Consider the following 16,407-nt stretch of genomic DNA (forward strand, 5'->3'; position numbering starts at 1 on the left):
GTAGCGATCCAAACAGAGCTCATAGTCGAGATCAAGCACGGATATTTGCGGTGAGCTTTCCCGCATCCTGGCCGCGCAAACAGTCATACTATTTACGCCCGTTGCCACCGGGCGATGCGCAAGAGGTGAAAGCTCTGCTGTACGCTGCCATCAGCGGTCCGGCAGGTGGTCGGGTCTTTCTCGGTGGCGGTAGCGGTGACGAGATCGCGGATGCGATCGCGGTGATGCGGAAGGGCTGAGGGCTCGCGCACTCCGTCGCGTCGCGACGGAGTGCGCCAATGCCGCCGCACTCAGATCGTCTGGCCGCCGGACACCTCGATGCGCTGGGCCGTAACCCAGCGGTTCTCCGGACCGAGCAGGCTCGCGACCATCGGCCCGATGTCGTCGGGCACACCGACGCGGCCAAGCGCGGTCATTTGCGCGAACTGCTTGTTTAGATCCGGCATGTCGCGGACGGCGCCGCCAAGGAAGTCGGTCTCGATCGCGCCCGGCGCAACGACGTTGGCGGTGATGCCGCGCCCGCCGAATTCTTTTGCCATGTAGACGGTCAGAACCTCGATAGCGCCCTTCGCGGCGGCATAGGCCGAGAAACCGGGGAAAGACACGCGTGTCAGCCCGCTCGAGAAGTTGACGATCCGGCCATTGTCGCCGAGCAGCGGCAGCAAGGCCTGCGTCAGAAAGAACGGCCCTTTGACATGGGTGTCGAACAGCGCGTCGAACTGCTGCTCCGTCGTCTCGGCCAAGGCGGCCATTTCGCCCTGGCCGGCATTGTTGACGAGATGATCGAACCTCTCGGTGTGCCAGTGCTCGGCCAGCACCGACCGGACTTTTGCGGCGAACTCCGGAAAGGTCGACACGGAGGTGACGTCGAGCTGGAGCGCGACCGCTTTTCGGCCAAGCGCCTCGATCTCGGTGACGACCTCGCGGGCGGCGGCGGCGCCGCTGCGATAGGTCACGATGACGTCGCCGCCGTGGCGCGCGATGGCGATTGCGGTATTGCGGCCAAGGCCCCGGCTGGCGCCGGTGACGAGCGAAATGGTGGGCATTTGGAAATTCCTCGTGAAGTTTCGACGGGCCCTTTCTGCCTGTGATCGAGAAGCGCATGTTGCCGGATCCTGTGATCGTCTTGCCCAATCCTCCAGGAATGCGGCCGGCGGCAGATGTAGCCCCTTCAGGCTTGCCTGGAATTCCCGTCTTATTGCCTGATCGCCGCTCGGCAATTGCCCGCGTGCCTGGCTCGGCCTAGATTGGGCCCGTGACCGAAACGCTGCTCCAGATCGCCAGCAATTACGCCGCAGCTCACGCGGACGGCAAAGGCCTCGCGTCAACGCCTTTCGCCGGCATCTCAATCGTTCGTGAGACCGCGCCGAGCGCGCTCCAATTTGCGATCGCCAAGCCCTTGGTGGCTTTGGTGCTGCAAGGTGCCAAGCGTGTTGCGGTCGGCGCCACGTCCTTCGACCTGGGTGCGGGCGATTCGCTGGTGATCTCGAGCGACGTGCCGACGGTCAGCCAGATCACGCGCGCCACAGCCGCGGTGCCCTATTTGTCGCTCGTCGTCGAGCTCGATCCCATCGTCATCGAGGGGCTGGTCGTCGAGATGGGGGCCGCGCCTTATGTTCCGTCGCAGCCGCTTCGGGTCGAGCCGACGGAGCGGGATGTGAGCGATGCGGCGCTGCGGTTGTTGCGCCTGATCAATCGGCCCTCATCCGCCTCGATCCTCCAGAGCCAAGTGCTGCGGGAGCTGCATTATTGGCTATTGGCCGGTCGGCACGGGGGTGCCATCAGGGCGCTCGGTATGGCCGACAGCCATGCGCAACGGATCGGCAGTGCGGTTGCGATCATTCGCGCCGACTATGCCAAGCCTTTGCGTGTCGACCGGCTCGCCAAGGCCGCGGGGATGAGCCAGTCGGCCTTTCACCTGCATTTTCGCAGCATCACGTCGCTGACCCCACTTCAGTTCCAGAAGCAGCTTCGCCTGATAGAGGCGCGCCGCACCATGCTGGCCGATGGCGCGAGCATCGCGACCGCCTCTCATCGGGTCGGCTACGAAAGCGTCACGCAGTTCACGCGGGAATATTGCCGATTGTTCGGCATGCCGCCTGGGCGCGACATGCGCGAGGCGAAGCGGCGCGTCGAATCGGCGGCTTGAAGAGTTCTCACATGGCGACCATCGACCGGATCTACATCCTCGACGGAGGCATTGCGCAGGTCGAAGACGGCTCGATCTATTCTCCCGGCATCAATGTCGGCATTCCCATGACGTTGAGCTGCAATGCCTATCTCATCCGTCACCGCGGTGAGTGGCTGATCTGGGATACGGGAATAGCGGATGAGCTGGCGAAGGTTCCCGAAGGGCGCATCATCGCCCACGGCATACGCGGCATCGTGCACCGGCCTCTCGCGGACCAATTGGATGAAATCGGGGTGCGGCCCCGCGACATCGGCACGATCCTCCTCTCGCATGCGCATTTCGATCATATCGGAAATGTCGACCTGTTCGAAAACGCAAGATGGATCGCTCAACGGGCCGAGTTCGAAGCCATGTTCGGGCCGGATCCCGACGAGTTCGGCTACTCGCTGCCGCACTACGAGGTGTTGCGGGAGCGGCCTTTCGAGATCGTCGACGGCGACCACGACATCTTTGGCGACGGCGCGGTGCGCATGATCTTCACGCCCGGCCATACGCTTGGGCATTGCTCGCTGATGGCAAGGCTGCCGCGGCGCGGCGCCGTGCTGCTGAGCGGCGACGTCGCGCACAACCGGGAGAACCTCCGGCACATGCGCGTACCGTCGTTCAATGCCGACCCGCAGGCGACGGTTGCGTCGATGGCCAAGGTGGTCGAGCTGCTACGGGTCGAGAACGCCGAAATCTGGATCAATCACGATACGGCGCAAAGCCAGGGGATGGCTTACGCGCCGAAGTGGATCGAGTAACGCAATGCTCACCGCAGCGTATGTTCGGCACGCTCGAGCGTCTCCAGCGTCGAGGCGTTGGCGCAATAGCCGTGATAGTTCTCCGCGGCGGTGCCGTCGGCGAGATCGCGGTCGCACTGTCCCTTGTGATTGCAGAACGAGCAGACCCGCTCGAGGTCGCGCAGCAGCAGCGGCTGCGCGCGGCCGAGCGCCTCAGTGCTGATGCCGAGCTGATCGAGCAGCTTCGGCAGCTCGTCGGCGGCGTGCCGGCCATGACGGACCAGCTCCTCCAGATCGTCGGGAGCGATCCTGAGATCATTGGCAATCCGGTCGAAATCGGCGCGGTCGAGCTGCCGCATCTCGTTGATCTCGCGGCGATGCTTCACCCAGTTCGCAAAGGACTCGATGAGATCCTGGACGATGGGATAGGGCCTGGTTGCGGTGCTCATGGAAAGCTCCATTCGGACGATCGGAATTGGAGCGAGATAAGCACAATGATGCAGCGGCGCGTTGCGCTGGATCAAATGGGGAAAGGAGCCGCGGCCTCCGCACCTCTCCCGCTTGCGGGAGAGGTCGCGCCGAAGGCGCGGGTGAGGGCTCTTTCCTCTTGGGGATTGTCCCTTTGCGGAAACACCCTCTCCCCAACCCTCTCCCGCAAGCGGGAGAGGGAGCGCACTTCCTGCGCAGCAGCTACCTGAACCGCTCCGCCGCCCACGCATACAGGCTGCCCGGAATCGGCTTCTCGCCGCCGCGGCCCTTGGGAGAGATGTGCAGGCCGATGATGGCGGGGTCGGCGACGAGGCCAAGATAGCTCGAGGGATCGAAGAACAGCTTTGGCTCGGCGTGCACGGCATAGAACGATTGCTTCGGCAATGCGTTCTGCAGCTCGCCGGTGCGGCGCGCGAGCGCGGTGAGTGCCGCGGGACCGTAGATCGCGACGCGAATATCGGCGAGTCGGTTCGAGCCGCCGCGCAGGCGGCGCATCATGAAGGTGATGCGGTGGCGCAGCGACAGCCAGTTCGGCGTCAGCTCCTCCTGCTCCATCAGCTCCGCGAAGGCGGCAACGATGCCGTGCGCGGGCGGCAGATAGAGCACGGAATTGCCGAGCTGGCGCGGTCGCTCCCAGGCGAAGTACGGTTTGGCCGGATCGATCTCGACCGGCCTGAGCAGGAGCACGTCGGCATCTAACCAGAGGCCGAGGCCCTTCGCCATCAGCTTCATGCGGAAGAAGTCGCTGAACTGCAGAATGGTCCAGTCGCGCCAGCTGCCGTCAGGCTGCGGCGGCCGCAAGCGTTCGGAGAACGCGTGCGGCAGGATCGCCTCGGCCTCCGCGTTCGCGACGCCTGCGGGCAATCCGGGAATGGGGTCGAAGCTGTAGACCGTGACCTTGTGGCCGGCAGCCAATTGCGAGCGCAGACAGGTCTGGCGCAGCGCATCCATCGGGCCATGCCAGAAGGTGACGATCTCGGGCAGCATGGGCAAATCTATACGGGACAATCCAGGCAAAGAAAAAGCCCCGGCGCTTGCGGCACCGGGGCTCAACAAAAACTTGCGATCAGGCCCAGGCGCGTTCGCGCTTGAGCTTGTCCTCGTAGGAGTCGATCGAGGCCTTCTTCTCCATGGTGAGGCCGATGTCGTCGAGGCCGTTGATCAGGCAGTGCTTGCGGAACGGATCGATCTCGAACTTGACCTTGCCGCCGTCGGGGCCGCGGATCTCCTGGTTCGGCAGGTCGATCGTCAGCGTCGCATTGGCGCCGCGCTCGGCGTCGTCGAACAGCTTGTCGAGGTCCTCTTGGCTGACGCGGATCGGCAGAATGCCGTTCTTGAAGCAATTGTTGTAGAAGATGTCGCCGAACGAGGTCGAGATCACGCAGCGGATGCCGAAGTCGAGCAGCGCCCAGGGCGCGTGCTCGCGGCTGGAGCCGCAGCCGAAATTGTCGCCGGCGACCAGCACCTTCGCATTGCGATAGGCGGGCTGGTTGAGCACGAAATCCGGATTCTCGCTGCCGTCGTCCTTGTAGCGCTGCTCGGAGAAGAGTCCCTTGCCAAGGCCGGTGCGCTTGATGGTCTTGAGGTACTGCTTCGGAATGATCATGTCGGTGTCGACATTGATGATCTTCAGCGGCGCCGCGACGCCTTCCAGCGTGGTGAACTTGTCCATGGTTGCGCTTTCCCGCACGTGGTTCAGGGAACCGGCTATTTATCGCGATCGGGCCGGAAATCCTAGGCCGAATTCGGCAGATCTAATCTGCCTTGGTGGGATCAAGCCACGGAGGTGGTGCGCTCCCTCTCCCGCTTGCGGGAGAGGGCTCTTTCCTCTAGGGGGCTGTCCCGTTGCGGAGACACCCTCTCCCCAATCCTCCCCCGCAAGCGGGGGAGGGAGCGCACCGTCTCTGTAGCGTCCTACTCCGCCTTAGCCTCGATCGCGGCCATATCGTCGTCCGATAGACCAAAATGGTGGCCGATCTCGTGGATCAGGACGTGGCGGACGATGTGGCCGAGGCTTTCGTCGTGCTCGGCCCAATAGTCCAGGATCGGGCGGCGGTAGAGCCAGACCATGTTGGGCAGCCGCGCCACGTCGCCAAAGCTCTGCTGGGGCAGGCCGACGCCCTGGAACAGGCCGAGCAGGTCGAACTCGCTCTCGCATTGCATCTCGTCCAGGACTTCCTCGGTCGGGAAGTCCTCGACACGGACGATCACGCCCTCGCAAAGCTTGCGAAATTCCGCCGGCAGGCGCTCGAACACGTCGTGAGCCATCGCCTCCATTTCGGCGAGCGAAGGGGCTTTCAATTCCGTCCACATGAGCACCTCTTAGCGCGGGTTTCCCGCTGATGCATCTGGCTTTATAAGCGCGGCGAGGTTGACGGGCGCCGCCAAAACGGGGAGCGTGGGTCGTCAACGGGACGTTTCAGGGTGGGCGGAAAAATGCGAGCGAAAACAGCGCTGACTCTACTGTGCATGGGGTTGTTTTCGCAGCTTTGCGTCGGCGCCGAGGCGCAGGCCGCCAGTTCCGAAATCCGGATGGCCCAACTGGTCTCGCCGGACGATGTCCCCCCGCTGCGCAAGCGGCCGCGCCTGCGCATCACGCCCTATTACAGCCCGGACGGCGTCTATCCCCGCTACAATCCCGGCCCCGACGCGGTCCGGGTCTGCAACGCCACCTATGTGCAGGAGTACCGGCCGAGCGGCACGGTGATCGTGCCGCGCGTGAGCTGCTACTGGCGCCGGGGCTGACGCCGTCGATGCCCCGCGCCAGCGAGCTTCGTGGTGGTCTCGTGAGGGCCGTGATGGCGAGATGGATCGCATTGGCAATTGCCGTCGCGCTAGCCACTGGGCTGCCTCGCGCGTCCGCCGCGCCAAGGGCGACGGTCCCGGAGGCGTCGGCGGGGATCGCGGTTTTCGATGTGCGACGACACGCGCGGACGTATGACATGGCGCGGACTGCCGTACGCCGCGATCCGCGCTACTACGCGCGCCCTGTCTACTATCGTCCCTATCCCTATGGCGTGCCGGCGCCGTTCGTCTTCACCTATGGGCCCTTCTGGTAAGGCGCCGCCTTGAACCGTCGGCTTTGCGATCGCGCGAGGCACGGCGTCGCAGCGCGGCGATGCGCCTCGTTCATTCATGGCGCGTTCACATCGCTGTCCGCAACTTGATCCCGGGAGCGACCGCAATTGAACGGCAATGGCGCGGCGGAGACGTCGCAGCTCTGCCGTCTGGATTCAGGGAGGATTCGATGCTGAGGATGTTTGGCCGCCGGGCTGGCTCGGTGCGCCTGCTCGGGCTCGCGGCCGCCGCGACGCTGATGCTGTCGGCCGGCAGCGCGCGCCGCGCTGAAGCGCTGAGCTTGATCAATCCGGCGACGTCGCCCGCGGCCAAGGCCGCGACCGACGATCTCGTCACGCAGGTTCGCCAGGGGCATGGCGGGCACGGGCATGGTTTCCACGGCGGAGGTTTCCGTGGAGGAGGCTTCCATCGCGGTGGAGGACATGGCTTCCATGGCGGCGGATTCCGCGGCGGCCATATCGGTGGTGTCCGCGCCGCACCAGCCTTTCATCACAGGCATGTCGGTTATCGTCATCACGGCTTTCGCTACGGCGGATATGGCGGTGTCCACCGCCACTGGGGCCATCATCGCCCCCATTTCCGCCATCGTCACTTCTACCGGCCCTATTATGTCGGCGGCTACTATCCTTCCTACTCTTATCCGCGCCGCTGCCGGATCATCTGGACCTATTACGGCCCGCGCCGCGTCTGCCACTGGCCCCGCTGGCACTATCCGTACCGGTACTATTGGTGATGTGAATTATTCGAGCAGCGTCATGGCCGGGCATAGCCGTCCGAAGGACGGCGTCGCTTCCGCTCGCCTATGTCCCGGCCATCCACGTTCTTGCTGATGTGATGAAAGGTCGTGGATGCCCGGGACAAGCCCGGGCATGACGGAGAATGCGGCTACAGCAATCCTTCAGCTTCCACGACGAAGCCTTCCACCGCATCAGATTGCAGGAACCAGCTTAGCGCCAGTCCCTGACGTCGACGAAGTGGCCTGCGATCGCCGCCGCCGCCGCCATCGCCGGCGACACCAGATGGGTGCGGCCCTTGAAACCCTGGCGGCCTTCGAAATTGCGGTTCGAGGTCGAGGCGCAGCGCTCTTCCGGCTTCAGCTTGTCCGGGTTCATGGCAAGGCACATCGAGCAGCCCGGCTCGCGCCATTCGAAACCGGCCTTGATGAAGATCTTGTCCAGGCCCTCGGCCTCGGCCTGCTCCTTCACGATGCCGGAGCCCGGCACGACCATGGCATTGACGTTCGCCGACACGGTCTTGCCTTCGGCAATCTTCGCCGCCGCGCGCAAATCCTCGATGCGGCCGTTGGTGCAGGAGCCGATGAAGACGCGATCGAGCTTGATGTCCGTGATCTTCGTTCCCGCGGTCAGGCCCATATACTTCAGCGCGCGATGCTTGGAGATGCGCTTGGCCTCGTCCGCGATCTTGTCGGGATCGGGCACGATACCGGTGACAGAAATCACGTCTTCAGGCGAGGTGCCCCAGGTCACGATCGGCGGCAGCTTTGCGGCATCGAGGCGCAGCTCGTGGTCGAAATGCGCGCCGTCATCGGATCGCAACTTCTCCCAGTAGCGCATCGCCGCATCCCAGGCCGCGCCCTTCGGAGCCTTCGGACGATCACGCAGGAAGTCGAACGCCTTTTGGTCGGGCGCCACCAGGCCGGCGCGCGCGCCGCCTTCGATCGACATGTTGCAGACCGTCATGCGGCCTTCCATCGAGAGCGCGCGGATCGCTTCGCCGGCATATTCCAGCACGTAGCCGGTGCCGCCGGCGGTGCCGATCTCGCCGATGATGGCCAAGATGATGTCCTTGCCCGTCACGCCATCAGGCAATTTGCCGTCGACGGTGACGCGCATGTTCTTCGCCTTCTTCTGGATCAGCGTCTGCGTCGCCAGCACGTGCTCGACCTCGCTGGTGCCGATGCCGTGCGCGAGCGCGCCGAACGCGCCATGCGTCGAGGTGTGGCTGTCACCGCAGACGATGGTGGTGCCGGGCAGCGTAAAGCCCTGCTCGGGGCCGATGACGTGGACGATGCCCTGGCGCTTGTCGAACTCGTTGTAATATTCGATGCCGAATTCCTTGGCGTTCTCGGCCAGCGCCTTGATCTGCTCGATGCTTTCAGGGTCGGGATTCGGCTTGGTGCGGTCGGTGGTCGGCACGTTGTGGTCGACGACGGCGAGCGTCTTCTCGGGCGCGTGGACCTTGCGGCCCGTGGCGCGCAGGCCTTCGAACGCCTGCGGCGAGGTCACTTCGTGCACCAGGTGGCGGTCGATGTAGAGCAGGCAGGTGCCGTCCTCGGCTTCGTGCACCAGATGGTCGTTCCAGATCTTGTCGTACAGGGTGGTCGGCTTGGACATGAGCTCGAGCTCCGAAGAATGTGTGTCAGCGATGAGCGCGGCAGAGCGCGCGGGCAACAAAATCGTCAGCGCAGCTTTTAGGCTGCGCGGCTAAGCTCTGACGTTGCCGAGGTCGCGAAGCGTCCGAAGAACCGGCCAGGCAGCCGCGAGCGATCGTCGATGACGATGCGCTGGATGCGGGCGAAGCTGGTCGGATCTGGAAACATTCTAGAAGGTATATAGCACGCGGAAACTAAAGCGCGAGAGTTTCAGCTCGTCATTGCGAGCCACCGGGTCCGCGCGTAGCGCGGCCCGATGACAGGCTCCGTGAAGCAATCCAGAAATGCATCCGCGGAGACAGTCTGGATTGCTTCGTCGCAAGGGCTCCTCGCAATGACAGCAGAGCCAACAAAAAAGCGCGGAGCCGAGCCCCGCGCTTTCGTAAGACTTGCCTGGTGGCGAAAGCTTACTCGCCGACGGCAGCAGCGCGGTCCTGCTTCTCAACGATGCGGGCCGACTTGCCGCGCAGGTTGCGGAGGTAATACAGCTTGGCGCGACGCACCTTGCCGCGGCGCACCACCTTGATCGAATCAATCATCGGGGAGAGCAGCGGGAACACGCGCTCGACGCCCTCGCCATAGGAGATCTTGCGCACGGTGAAGCTCTCGTTGAGGCCACCGCCGGAACGGCCGATGCAGACGCCCTCATAGGCCTGCACGCGGGTGCGGTCGCCTTCGACGACCTTCACGTTGACGATCACGGTGTCGCCGGGGCCGAATTCCGGGATGTCCTTGCCGGCGGACAGCTTGTCGAATTGCTCCTGCTCGAGCTGCTTGATCAGGTTCATGGGTAAATCTCCATCGGCGCGCCCAGCCCTGGAAACGGGGGGCTGCGCAAAATTCGTCTATCCAGCCATTGCGGATTTGGCCGCTCCTATAAGGCAAGCCGGAGCGTTTGTCACCCGTCTGTCTTGTTTTTTGGCGTTTTTTGGCCGCTCCCCCGATTCGCGGCTTTTTCCCACAGATCCGGGCGCCGGGCGGCCGTCAGAGCCTCGGATTCGGCCCGCCGCCAGGCCGCTACCTTGGCGTGGTCGCCAGAGGTGAGGATGGCAGGGATCGGAACCCCCTCGAACAGCTGCGGGCGGGTGTATTGGGGGTACTCCAGCAGGCCGTCCGAAAAGCTTTCCTCGGTTCCCGAGGCTTCCTTGCCCATCACCCCCGGCAGCAGCCGGACGCAGGCGTCGATCAGGGCCAGGGCGGCGATTTCGCCCCCGGAGAGCACGTAATCGCCGATCGAGACCTCCTCCAGGCCACGCCCGTCGATCACCCGCTGGTCCACCCCCTCGAACCGCCCGCAGACGATGAGGGGGCCGGGGCCCCGAGCGAGCTCGGAGACGCGCGCTTGGGTCAATGGCCGACCGCGCGGGCTCATGAGCAGGCGGGGTCGCGCTTTTGACGGGTCTTGCCCGATCTCGGCGGCATCGATTGCCGCGGCCAGAACATCCGCCCGCAGCACCATGCCCGGCCCGCCGCCGGCAGGGGTATCGTCGACGCTGCGGTGGCGATCGGTCGCGGAGGCCCGGATGTCCCGCGCCTCGATCTGCCAGAGCCCGGACGCGAGCGCCCGCCCTGCGAGGCTCACGCCGAGCGGCCCCGGAAACATCTCCGGAAACAGCGTCAGCACCGTCGCGCGCCAGGGTGTGGGGTTGGTCATTGCATCCTAATCTCGTCGTCCCGGGGCGCGCGAAGCGCGAGCCCGGGACCCATAACCACCGCAGCTCGTTTTGCGATAGCTGGAGCGATCAGCTTAGCGAAAAATTCCGGCCTGTGGTTATCGGTCCCGGCCTTCGGCGGCATTGGGAGGAGGAGCATCGTCCCGATCGCCCTCGATCTCCTGCGGCAGCGCGATCACGACGCGGCCGCCTTTGAGGTCGACTTCCGGCACCACCGCGTTGGAGAACGGCAGCAGCATGGTCGGGCCCTTGAGCGGCGCGATCTCGATGATGTCGCCGGCGCCGAAATTATGGATCGCGAGCACGCGACCGAGCGCATCGCCATCAGTTGTGACGGCGGCGAGCCCGATCAGATCGGTGTGGTAATATTCGTCCTCGTCCGTCGCGGGCAGTTTTTCGCGCGCGACGTAGAGCTCGATGCCGTTGAGGCGCTCGGCCTCATCGCGGGTCGCGACACCCTTGAATGTCGCGACCAGATGATCTTTGGCCTCGCGCACCTGCGCGATTTCGAACTGGCGTCTGCCGTCCTTGGTCGACAGCGGACCGTAGCGGCGGACGGCGAAGGGATCCTCGGTGAAGGTCCACAGCTTGACCGCTCCGCGCACACCATGCGCGGCGCCGATCCGCGCGACGCAGACCAGCGCCGACATGATCCGGCCTTACGCCTTGGCGGCGGCTTCGGCCTGCGCCTTGCGCTCCTTGCGCGGCACGGCCTTCTCGGGGTTGTTGCGCGCTTCGCGCTTCTTGACGCCGGCGGCATCGAGGAAACGCGCGACGCGATCCGACGGCTGCGCGCCCTTGGCGAGCCAGGCCTTCACCTTGTCCATGTCGAGCTTGAGGCGGGTCTCGTTGTCCTTCGGCAGCAGCGGATTGAAATGGCCGAGACGCTCGATGAAGCGGCCATCGCGCGGAAAGCGCGAATCGGCGACGACGACGTGATAGACGGGACGCTTCTTGGTGCCTGCACGGGCGAGACGGATAACGACGGACATGTTGGTCTCCTGAGTAGCTGTTAATTCAAAGGTTGGTTTGGTTCGTCATTGCGAGCGCAGCGAAGCAATCCAGGAAAGCATCCGCGGAGAAAGTCTGGATTGCTTCGCTGCGCTCGCAATGACGGTGAAGTCACTTCTTCTTCCCCAGTCCTGGGAAGCCGCCGAGCCCGGGCAGGGTCGGCTTGTTGCTGAGGCCCGTGAGCCCCGGCACATTCGGTAGCCCCTGGCGCAAGCCGGCGGGCAGATCCTTCGGCAGATTCGGCAGGCCTTGTCCGCCGCCCGCGCCTTGCATCTTCTCCTGCAGCGCCTTCATCTCTTCGGGCGAGGGCATCTTCATGCCGCCGCCGAAGCCCATCGCCTGCGCGATGCCGGCGAGCGGGCCGCGCTTGCCCGAGCCCATGGCCTTCATCACGTCGGCCATGTTCCGGTGCATCTTCAGCAGCTTGTTGACGTGCTCGACGCTCTGGCCGCTGCCGGCCGCGATGCGCTTCTTGCGGCTGGCCTTCAAGAGGTCCGGATGACGCCGCTCCTCGCGCGTCATGGAATCGATGATTGCGACCTGACGCTTCAAGATCTTGTCGTCGATGCCGGCGGCCGCGATCTGGTTCTTCATCTTGGAGATGCCGGGCATCATGCCCATCAGCCCGCTGATGCCGCCCATATTGGCCATCTGCAGCAGCTGCTCGCGCATGTCGTTGAGGTCGAACTGACCCTTGCGCATGCGCTCCGCGGTGCGCGCGGCCTTCTCGGCGTCGATATTGGCGGCGGCGCGCTCGACCAGCGACACCACGTCGCCCATGCCGAGGATGCGGCCGGCGATACGGTCGGGGTGGAAATCCTCCAGCGCGTCGGTCTTTTCGCCGGTGCCGATCAGCTTGATCGGCTTGCCAGTGACGGCGCGCATCGACAGCGCGGCACCGCCGCGGCCGTCGCCGTCAACGCGTGTGAGCACGATGCCGGTGAGGCCGACGCGCTGGTCGAACGAGCGCGCCAGATTCACGGCGTCCTGGCCGGTGAGCGAGTCCGCGACCAGCAGCACTTCGTGCGGATTGGCCGCGGCTTTGATCGCGGCCGCCTCTGCCATCATCTCTTCGTCGAGCGTGGTGCGACCGGCGGTGTCGAGCAGCACGATGTCGTAGCCGCCGAGCTTGCCGGCTTCCAGCGCGCGTTTTGCAATTTGCGGCGGCTGCTGGCCGGCAACGATTGGCAAAGTGGGAATGTCGAGGTCGCGGCCGAGCACGGCCAGCTGCTCCATCGCCGCCGGACGGTAGACGTCGAGCGAGGCCATCAAGACCTTGCGCTTGTCGCGCTGGACTAGGCGGCGGGCGAGCTTTGCGGTGGTGGTGGTCTTACCGGAGCCCTGCAGGCCGACCATCATGATCGGCACCGGCGGCACGGAATTGACGTCGATGGTCTGGCCTTCGGCGCCCAGCGTGTTGACCAACTCGTCATGGACGATCTTCACCACCATCTGGCCGGGGGTGACCGACTTGACGACGGTGGCGCCGATCGCCTGCTCGCGCACGCGCTCGGTGAAGCTGCGGACCACTTCGAGCGCGACGTCGGCCTCCAGCAGCGCGCGGCGCACCTCGCGCATCGCGGCGTCGACGTCCTTTTCGGTCAGCGCACCGCGCCCCGTCAGACGATCGAGAATGCCACCAAGCCGTTCCGACAGATTGTCGAACAATGCCCTTGTCCTGTTGCTGTCTTCCCGACGGGAAGAGCGCTCCGTTACTCACCGCTGTCATGCCCCGGCTTGACCGGGGCATCCAGTACGCCGCGGCACCTCGGTTCCAGCCGAGCCGCCCCTGGAATACTGGATCGCCTGATCAAGTCGGGCGATGACCACTTCCTTGGATAAGCGATCTTCCAAACACCTTTGCGCCCGAGGGCGCACAGCGCTGTCGGGCGTTGACCTCCGGCCCTAAGGCCGGTCGGCGGGTCGAAAAGAAAGCCTTTCCGAGAAAGTGGCGGGGTTAAACGCCGCTCCCGCTCAAAAGTCAAGGAAAGTTAGGGTGTCGGCCCGCCCTTGGTAAGGCAAAGTTCTGAAAACGTGATCCTTTTCGTCGCAGGTTCCTTTTCCGCCAGCCCCGCCCATATAGGCGGTGATGCTTTACCCCTCCGACCATTCCTAGAAGCCCGCCATGCCGATCACCCGCCGCCGTCTTTTCGGACTATTCGCCGGAGCCGGTGCGCTGGTCGGCGTCCCCTCCCTCTGGATATCCCGCATGAAAACCTATGACGGTCCCGCCTCCGACCATTTCGACGGCATGACCTTCTTCGATCCAGACGGGGCGCCGCCGAAATCGTTGCGCGAGGTGCTGCGCTGGCAGCTCGGCGGCAAGCGGCAGCGGGCGGCCTGGCCGGATTGGGCGCCCAGTCCCCATGCCGATACGCCGCCGGAGCGGGTCGACGGCGACAAGGTGCGGCTCTCCTTCGTCGGCCACGCCAGCTGGCTGATCCAGGCCGGCGGCCTCAACATCCTGGTCGATCCGGTCTGGTCGGAGCGGGTCTCGCCGGTCGCCTTCGCCGGGCCGAAGCGGCACAACGACCCCGGCATCGCCTTCGAGAAGCTGCCGAAGATCGACGTCGTGCTGGTCTCGCACGGCCACTACGACCATCTCGACATCGCGACGCTGTCGCGGCTCACCAAGAATTTCGCCCCGCGCGTGGTCACCCCGCTCGGCAACGACGTCACCATGCGCAGCTGGGATTCCACGATCAAGGTCGAAGCGTTCGATTGGCAGGATCGCGTCGAGCTCGGCGAAGGCGTCGCGGTGCATCTGGTGCCGACAAGGCACTGGACCGCGCGCGGCCTGTTCGACCGCAACAAGGCGCTGTGGGCGAGCTTTGTCCTGGAGACGCCGGCCGGGAAGATCTACGTGGTCTGCGATTCCGGCTATGGCGATGGCCGCCATTTCCGCCGCGTCGCCGAGAAGCACGGCAAGCTGCGCCTCGCAATCCTCCCCATCGGCGCTTACGAGCCGCGCTGGTTCATGCGCGATCAGCATATGAATCCGGAAGACGCGGTGAAGGCGCTGGCCGATTGCGGCGCCGAGCAAGCGCTCGGCCATCATCACGGCACGTTCCAGCTGACGGACGAAGCCATCGACGCGCCGGCGAAAGCGCTGGTCGAAGCGCTCGCTGCAGCGAAGATCCCGCAGGAGCGGTTCGTGGCGATGCTGCCGGGGCAGGTGGTGGAGATTTAGGTCTCGCCAAGCATACCGCTCGTGCCCCGGACGCAGCGCAGCACGTCAGTGATGCGCTGCAGAGCCGGGGCCCATGTCGCCGAACCGTGCAATTTTCTGGGTCCCGGCTCTGCGCAGCGTCACTGCGTGCCGCAGCGCGTCCGGGACACGGGACTTACTGCCCCTGCTTGATCGCCCAGCTCACATTCACTGTCACCGTCAGCGTCTCCTCGCCCGGTGCGACTGCGGCCTGTGGGGCTGCGGCCATCCGTTCGGCCATGCGGCCCTTGAACAGCGGCACCGGGCCGCCGCCCTCGGTGACGCTGAGCGGCGCGCCCAGCGTCACACCGGCAGCCTTCGCATAAACCTCCGCCTTGCGCCGCGCATCGGCCACGGCCTGCTCGCGCGCATCATCCAGCAGCTTCGAGGCCTGCGTCACCTCGAACGAGATATTGCCGATGTCGTTGGCCCCGGCGCTGACCAGGGTGTCGATGATGCCGGCCACCTTGGTTACGTCGCGGATCTTCACGGTGACGCGGTTGCTCGCGCGGAAGCCGACGACCGGCGAGGCGCCGGTGGATTTGTTCTGGCCATATTGCGGCTGCAGCGACAGCCGCGACGTCTGGTAATCCTTCTCGGCGATGCCTGCGCTCTTCAGCGCCAGCAGCACCTTGCCCATCGCGGCGTTGTTGGCATCGGAAGCCTCTTTCGCTGTCTTGGCGTCGTTGGCGACGCCGGCATCGATTTGCGCGAGATCCGGCGCCGCGGACACGGAGGCTTCGCCGCTCACCGAGATCGCGGAGGGAAAATCCTCGGCGCGCGCGGGCGCGGCGAGCAGTGTGGTGGCGAGGACGGCGGCAAGTAGGGCAGGCTTTTTCATCAGTCTCACTTCAGTGGTACGAAAACATTGATCACGAGCTTGTCCTCGGCCGTCTTCAGGGGATCGGTGAGGTACTCCTCGATGAAGGTGTCCTTGGCTTCCAGCCTCTTGTCGTCGAGGTGATTGGTGATCGCCTCATACGTATTGTCCATGTTGTCGTAGGAGCCGCGATGGACGAATTTCAGCGCCTTGCCTTCAGGCGATTTGCCGATGCTCATGTCCTTGGACAGGTTCTTCGGGTCCTGATCGACCGGGATCTCGGCAAGGAAGGTGAAGCCGGTGTCGTCGGTCGAGGTGTAGACGATCATCGAATTGCCCGATGGCTTGATGCCCTGCTTGTCCAGCAGCGCGTTCAACGCCTTGAAGGCGTCGATCAACGTGTCGAAAGCGGAGTCCCAATTGGCGGTGCCCTTGACCATCACGACCTTCTTCGACTCGAGCGTGGTCTCGAGGCCAAAGGGATCGGCGGTCTGAACCGGGGCCGGCGTCGCGGCGGCCGCCGGAGGCGGGCTGGGCGAGGCACTGGCGGCGGGCGCTGGCGAGGCTGCAGGAGCGGGTGAGGCGCTCGCCGCAGGCGAGGGGGTGGCCGCGGGGGCGGGCGAGGCACTTGCAGCCGGGGCGGGCGAAGCCGACGGGGCCGGCGAGGGACTTGCCGATGCGGCCGGCGCCGGGCTCGCGGTCTGCGCCAGAGCGCCTGACAGCCCATGCGACAAGGCCGCAGCCGGGATCAGCGCGGCCAAAGCGAGGCGACGAAAAGTGTTCATTTTATTCTCCCCGAGGCCCGCTTCGTCGGGGCCTCAAT

The 16,407-nt window shown here is 65.0% G+C and carries 19 protein-coding genes; 6 read left to right on the forward strand and 13 right to left on the reverse strand.

Annotation, left to right across the window (positions count from 1 at the left end; translation table 11 throughout):
• Positions 1–50 precede the first annotated feature (50 nt).
• The gene (locus tag ACM43_RS24790) at positions 51–239 is read left to right on the forward strand and encodes a hypothetical protein (protein WP_271543528.1); all 189 of its coding nucleotides are present in this window, start codon (positions 51–53) and stop codon (positions 237–239) included.
• Between the two features lie 51 nt (positions 240–290).
• Here the strand turns inward: ACM43_RS24790 and ACM43_RS24795 are convergent, their stop codons facing one another.
• The gene (locus tag ACM43_RS24795) at positions 291–1,046 is read right to left on the reverse strand and encodes an SDR family NAD(P)-dependent oxidoreductase (protein WP_271543530.1); all 756 of its coding nucleotides are present in this window, start codon (positions 1,044–1,046) and stop codon (positions 291–293) included.
• 209 nt (positions 1,047–1,255) lie between these two features.
• Between ACM43_RS24795 and ACM43_RS24800 the strand changes: the two genes are divergently transcribed.
• Positions 1,256–2,149 carry an AraC family transcriptional regulator gene (locus ACM43_RS24800; RefSeq protein WP_271543532.1) on the forward strand — a complete coding sequence of 298 codons (894 nt, stop codon included), beginning with the start codon at positions 1,256–1,258 and terminating at the stop codon, positions 2,147–2,149.
• 11 nt (positions 2,150–2,160) lie between these two features.
• Complete coding sequence (locus tag ACM43_RS24805; RefSeq protein WP_271543534.1) at positions 2,161–2,934, forward strand: N-acyl homoserine lactonase family protein; 774 nt, start codon at positions 2,161–2,163, stop codon at positions 2,932–2,934.
• 8 nt (positions 2,935–2,942) lie between these two features.
• Here the strand turns inward: ACM43_RS24805 and ACM43_RS24810 are convergent, their stop codons facing one another.
• The 4 genes from ACM43_RS24810 to ACM43_RS24825 form a co-directional block, all read right to left on the reverse strand.
• Positions 2,943–3,362: a hypothetical protein gene (locus ACM43_RS24810; RefSeq protein ID WP_271543536.1), complete on the reverse strand. Its 420-nt coding sequence runs from the start codon at positions 3,360–3,362 to the stop codon at positions 2,943–2,945.
• Between the two features lie 241 nt (positions 3,363–3,603).
• Positions 3,604–4,389, reverse strand: coding sequence for a hypothetical protein (locus ACM43_RS24815; protein ID WP_271543538.1), 786 nt, complete (start codon positions 4,387–4,389; stop codon positions 3,604–3,606).
• A gap of 79 nt (positions 4,390–4,468) precedes the next feature.
• The gene (gene leuD, locus ACM43_RS24820; protein WP_027573022.1) at positions 4,469–5,074 is read right to left on the reverse strand and encodes a 3-isopropylmalate dehydratase small subunit; all 606 of its coding nucleotides are present in this window, start codon (positions 5,072–5,074) and stop codon (positions 4,469–4,471) included.
• 242 nt (positions 5,075–5,316) lie between these two features.
• The gene (locus tag ACM43_RS24825) at positions 5,317–5,715 is read right to left on the reverse strand and encodes a metallopeptidase family protein (RefSeq protein ID WP_157285946.1); all 399 of its coding nucleotides are present in this window, start codon (positions 5,713–5,715) and stop codon (positions 5,317–5,319) included.
• A 156-nt stretch (positions 5,716–5,871) separates the two neighbouring features.
• Here ACM43_RS24825 and ACM43_RS24830 point away from each other — a divergent pair, with 156 nt between their 5' ends.
• Positions 5,872–6,147, forward strand: coding sequence for a hypothetical protein (locus tag ACM43_RS24830; protein WP_271543696.1), 276 nt, complete (start codon positions 5,872–5,874; stop codon positions 6,145–6,147).
• Between the two features lie 502 nt (positions 6,148–6,649).
• Positions 6,650–7,213, forward strand: coding sequence for a hypothetical protein (locus ACM43_RS24840; RefSeq protein ID WP_271543542.1), 564 nt, complete (start codon positions 6,650–6,652; stop codon positions 7,211–7,213).
• A 214-nt stretch (positions 7,214–7,427) separates the two neighbouring features.
• Here ACM43_RS24840 and leuC read toward each other — a convergent pair whose 3' ends face one another.
• The 6 genes from leuC to ffh form a co-directional block, all read right to left on the reverse strand.
• A complete protein-coding gene (gene leuC, locus ACM43_RS24845) occupies positions 7,428–8,834 on the reverse strand; it encodes a 3-isopropylmalate dehydratase large subunit (RefSeq protein ID WP_036024581.1) in 1,407 nt (468 codons plus the stop codon).
• A gap of 445 nt (positions 8,835–9,279) precedes the next feature.
• A complete protein-coding gene (gene rplS, locus ACM43_RS24850) occupies positions 9,280–9,660 on the reverse strand; it encodes a 50S ribosomal protein L19 (protein WP_212486588.1) in 381 nt (126 codons plus the stop codon).
• A 110-nt stretch (positions 9,661–9,770) separates the two neighbouring features.
• Positions 9,771–10,526 carry a tRNA (guanosine(37)-N1)-methyltransferase TrmD gene (gene trmD, locus ACM43_RS24855; protein WP_271543546.1) on the reverse strand — a complete coding sequence of 252 codons (756 nt, stop codon included), beginning with the start codon at positions 10,524–10,526 and terminating at the stop codon, positions 9,771–9,773.
• 117 nt (positions 10,527–10,643) lie between these two features.
• Positions 10,644–11,198 (reverse strand): ribosome maturation factor RimM, encoded by a 555-nt coding sequence (gene rimM, locus ACM43_RS24860; RefSeq protein ID WP_271543697.1) that lies wholly within the window; start codon positions 11,196–11,198, stop codon positions 10,644–10,646.
• 6 nt (positions 11,199–11,204) lie between these two features.
• Positions 11,205–11,537 carry a 30S ribosomal protein S16 gene (gene rpsP, locus ACM43_RS24865; protein ID WP_025032875.1) on the reverse strand — a complete coding sequence of 111 codons (333 nt, stop codon included), beginning with the start codon at positions 11,535–11,537 and terminating at the stop codon, positions 11,205–11,207.
• Between the two features lie 130 nt (positions 11,538–11,667).
• Complete coding sequence (ffh, locus tag ACM43_RS24870; RefSeq protein ID WP_271543549.1) at positions 11,668–13,224, reverse strand: signal recognition particle protein; 1,557 nt, start codon at positions 13,222–13,224, stop codon at positions 11,668–11,670.
• 457 nt (positions 13,225–13,681) lie between these two features.
• Here ffh and ACM43_RS24875 point away from each other — a divergent pair, with 457 nt between their 5' ends.
• Entirely contained in the window at positions 13,682–14,746 is a 1,065-nt protein-coding gene (locus tag ACM43_RS24875) for an MBL fold metallo-hydrolase (RefSeq protein WP_271543551.1), read from the forward strand.
• A gap of 154 nt (positions 14,747–14,900) precedes the next feature.
• Here ACM43_RS24875 and ACM43_RS24880 read toward each other — a convergent pair whose 3' ends face one another.
• Together ACM43_RS24880 and ACM43_RS24885 are read right to left on the reverse strand one after the other, a co-directional pair.
• Positions 14,901–15,605 (reverse strand): SIMPL domain-containing protein, encoded by a 705-nt coding sequence (locus tag ACM43_RS24880; RefSeq protein ID WP_271543553.1) that lies wholly within the window; start codon positions 15,603–15,605, stop codon positions 14,901–14,903.
• 5 nt (positions 15,606–15,610) lie between these two features.
• The gene (locus tag ACM43_RS24885) at positions 15,611–16,369 is read right to left on the reverse strand and encodes a GyrI-like domain-containing protein (protein WP_271543555.1); all 759 of its coding nucleotides are present in this window, start codon (positions 16,367–16,369) and stop codon (positions 15,611–15,613) included.
• Between the last annotated feature and the right edge of the window lie 38 nt (positions 16,370–16,407).

This window comes from Bradyrhizobium sp. CCBAU 45321 (genome assembly GCF_028128975.1).
Taxonomy (GTDB): Bacteria; Pseudomonadota; Alphaproteobacteria; order Rhizobiales; family Xanthobacteraceae; genus Bradyrhizobium; species Bradyrhizobium yuanmingense.

Bases quoted from the DNA above. Each gene is read 5' to 3' on its own strand.
- ACM43_RS24830 (WP_271543696.1), top strand. From the start codon at position 5,872: ATGGGGTTGTTTTCGCAGCTTTGCGTCGGCGCCGAGGCGCAGGCCGCC.
- ACM43_RS24840 (WP_271543542.1), top strand. From the start codon at position 6,650: ATGCTGAGGATGTTTGGCCGCCGGGCTGGCTCGGTGCGCCTGCTCGGG.
- ACM43_RS24885 (WP_271543555.1), bottom strand. From the start codon at position 16,369: ATGAACACTTTTCGTCGCCTCGCTTTGGCCGCGCTGATCCCGGCTGCG.
- ACM43_RS24825 (WP_157285946.1), bottom strand. From the start codon at position 5,715: ATGTGGACGGAATTGAAAGCCCCTTCGCTCGCCGAAATGGAGGCGATG.
- trmD (WP_271543546.1), bottom strand. From the start codon at position 10,526: ATGACCAACCCCACACCCTGGCGCGCGACGGTGCTGACGCTGTTTCCG.
- ACM43_RS24875 (WP_271543551.1), top strand. From the start codon at position 13,682: ATGCCGATCACCCGCCGCCGTCTTTTCGGACTATTCGCCGGAGCCGGT.
- rpsP (WP_025032875.1), bottom strand. From the start codon at position 11,537: ATGTCCGTCGTTATCCGTCTCGCCCGTGCAGGCACCAAGAAGCGTCCC.
- ACM43_RS24880 (WP_271543553.1), bottom strand. From the start codon at position 15,605: ATGAAAAAGCCTGCCCTACTTGCCGCCGTCCTCGCCACCACACTGCTC.
- ACM43_RS24795 (WP_271543530.1), bottom strand. From the start codon at position 1,046: ATGCCCACCATTTCGCTCGTCACCGGCGCCAGCCGGGGCCTTGGCCGC.
- ACM43_RS24805 (WP_271543534.1), top strand. From the start codon at position 2,161: ATGGCGACCATCGACCGGATCTACATCCTCGACGGAGGCATTGCGCAG.
- ACM43_RS24810 (WP_271543536.1), bottom strand. From the start codon at position 3,362: ATGAGCACCGCAACCAGGCCCTATCCCATCGTCCAGGATCTCATCGAG.
- leuC (WP_036024581.1), bottom strand. From the start codon at position 8,834: ATGTCCAAGCCGACCACCCTGTACGACAAGATCTGGAACGACCATCTG.
- leuD (WP_027573022.1), bottom strand. From the start codon at position 5,074: ATGGACAAGTTCACCACGCTGGAAGGCGTCGCGGCGCCGCTGAAGATC.
- rplS (WP_212486588.1), bottom strand. From the start codon at position 9,660: ATGAACCTGATCAAGCAGCTCGAGCAGGAGCAATTCGACAAGCTGTCC.
- ACM43_RS24815 (WP_271543538.1), bottom strand. From the start codon at position 4,389: ATGCTGCCCGAGATCGTCACCTTCTGGCATGGCCCGATGGATGCGCTG.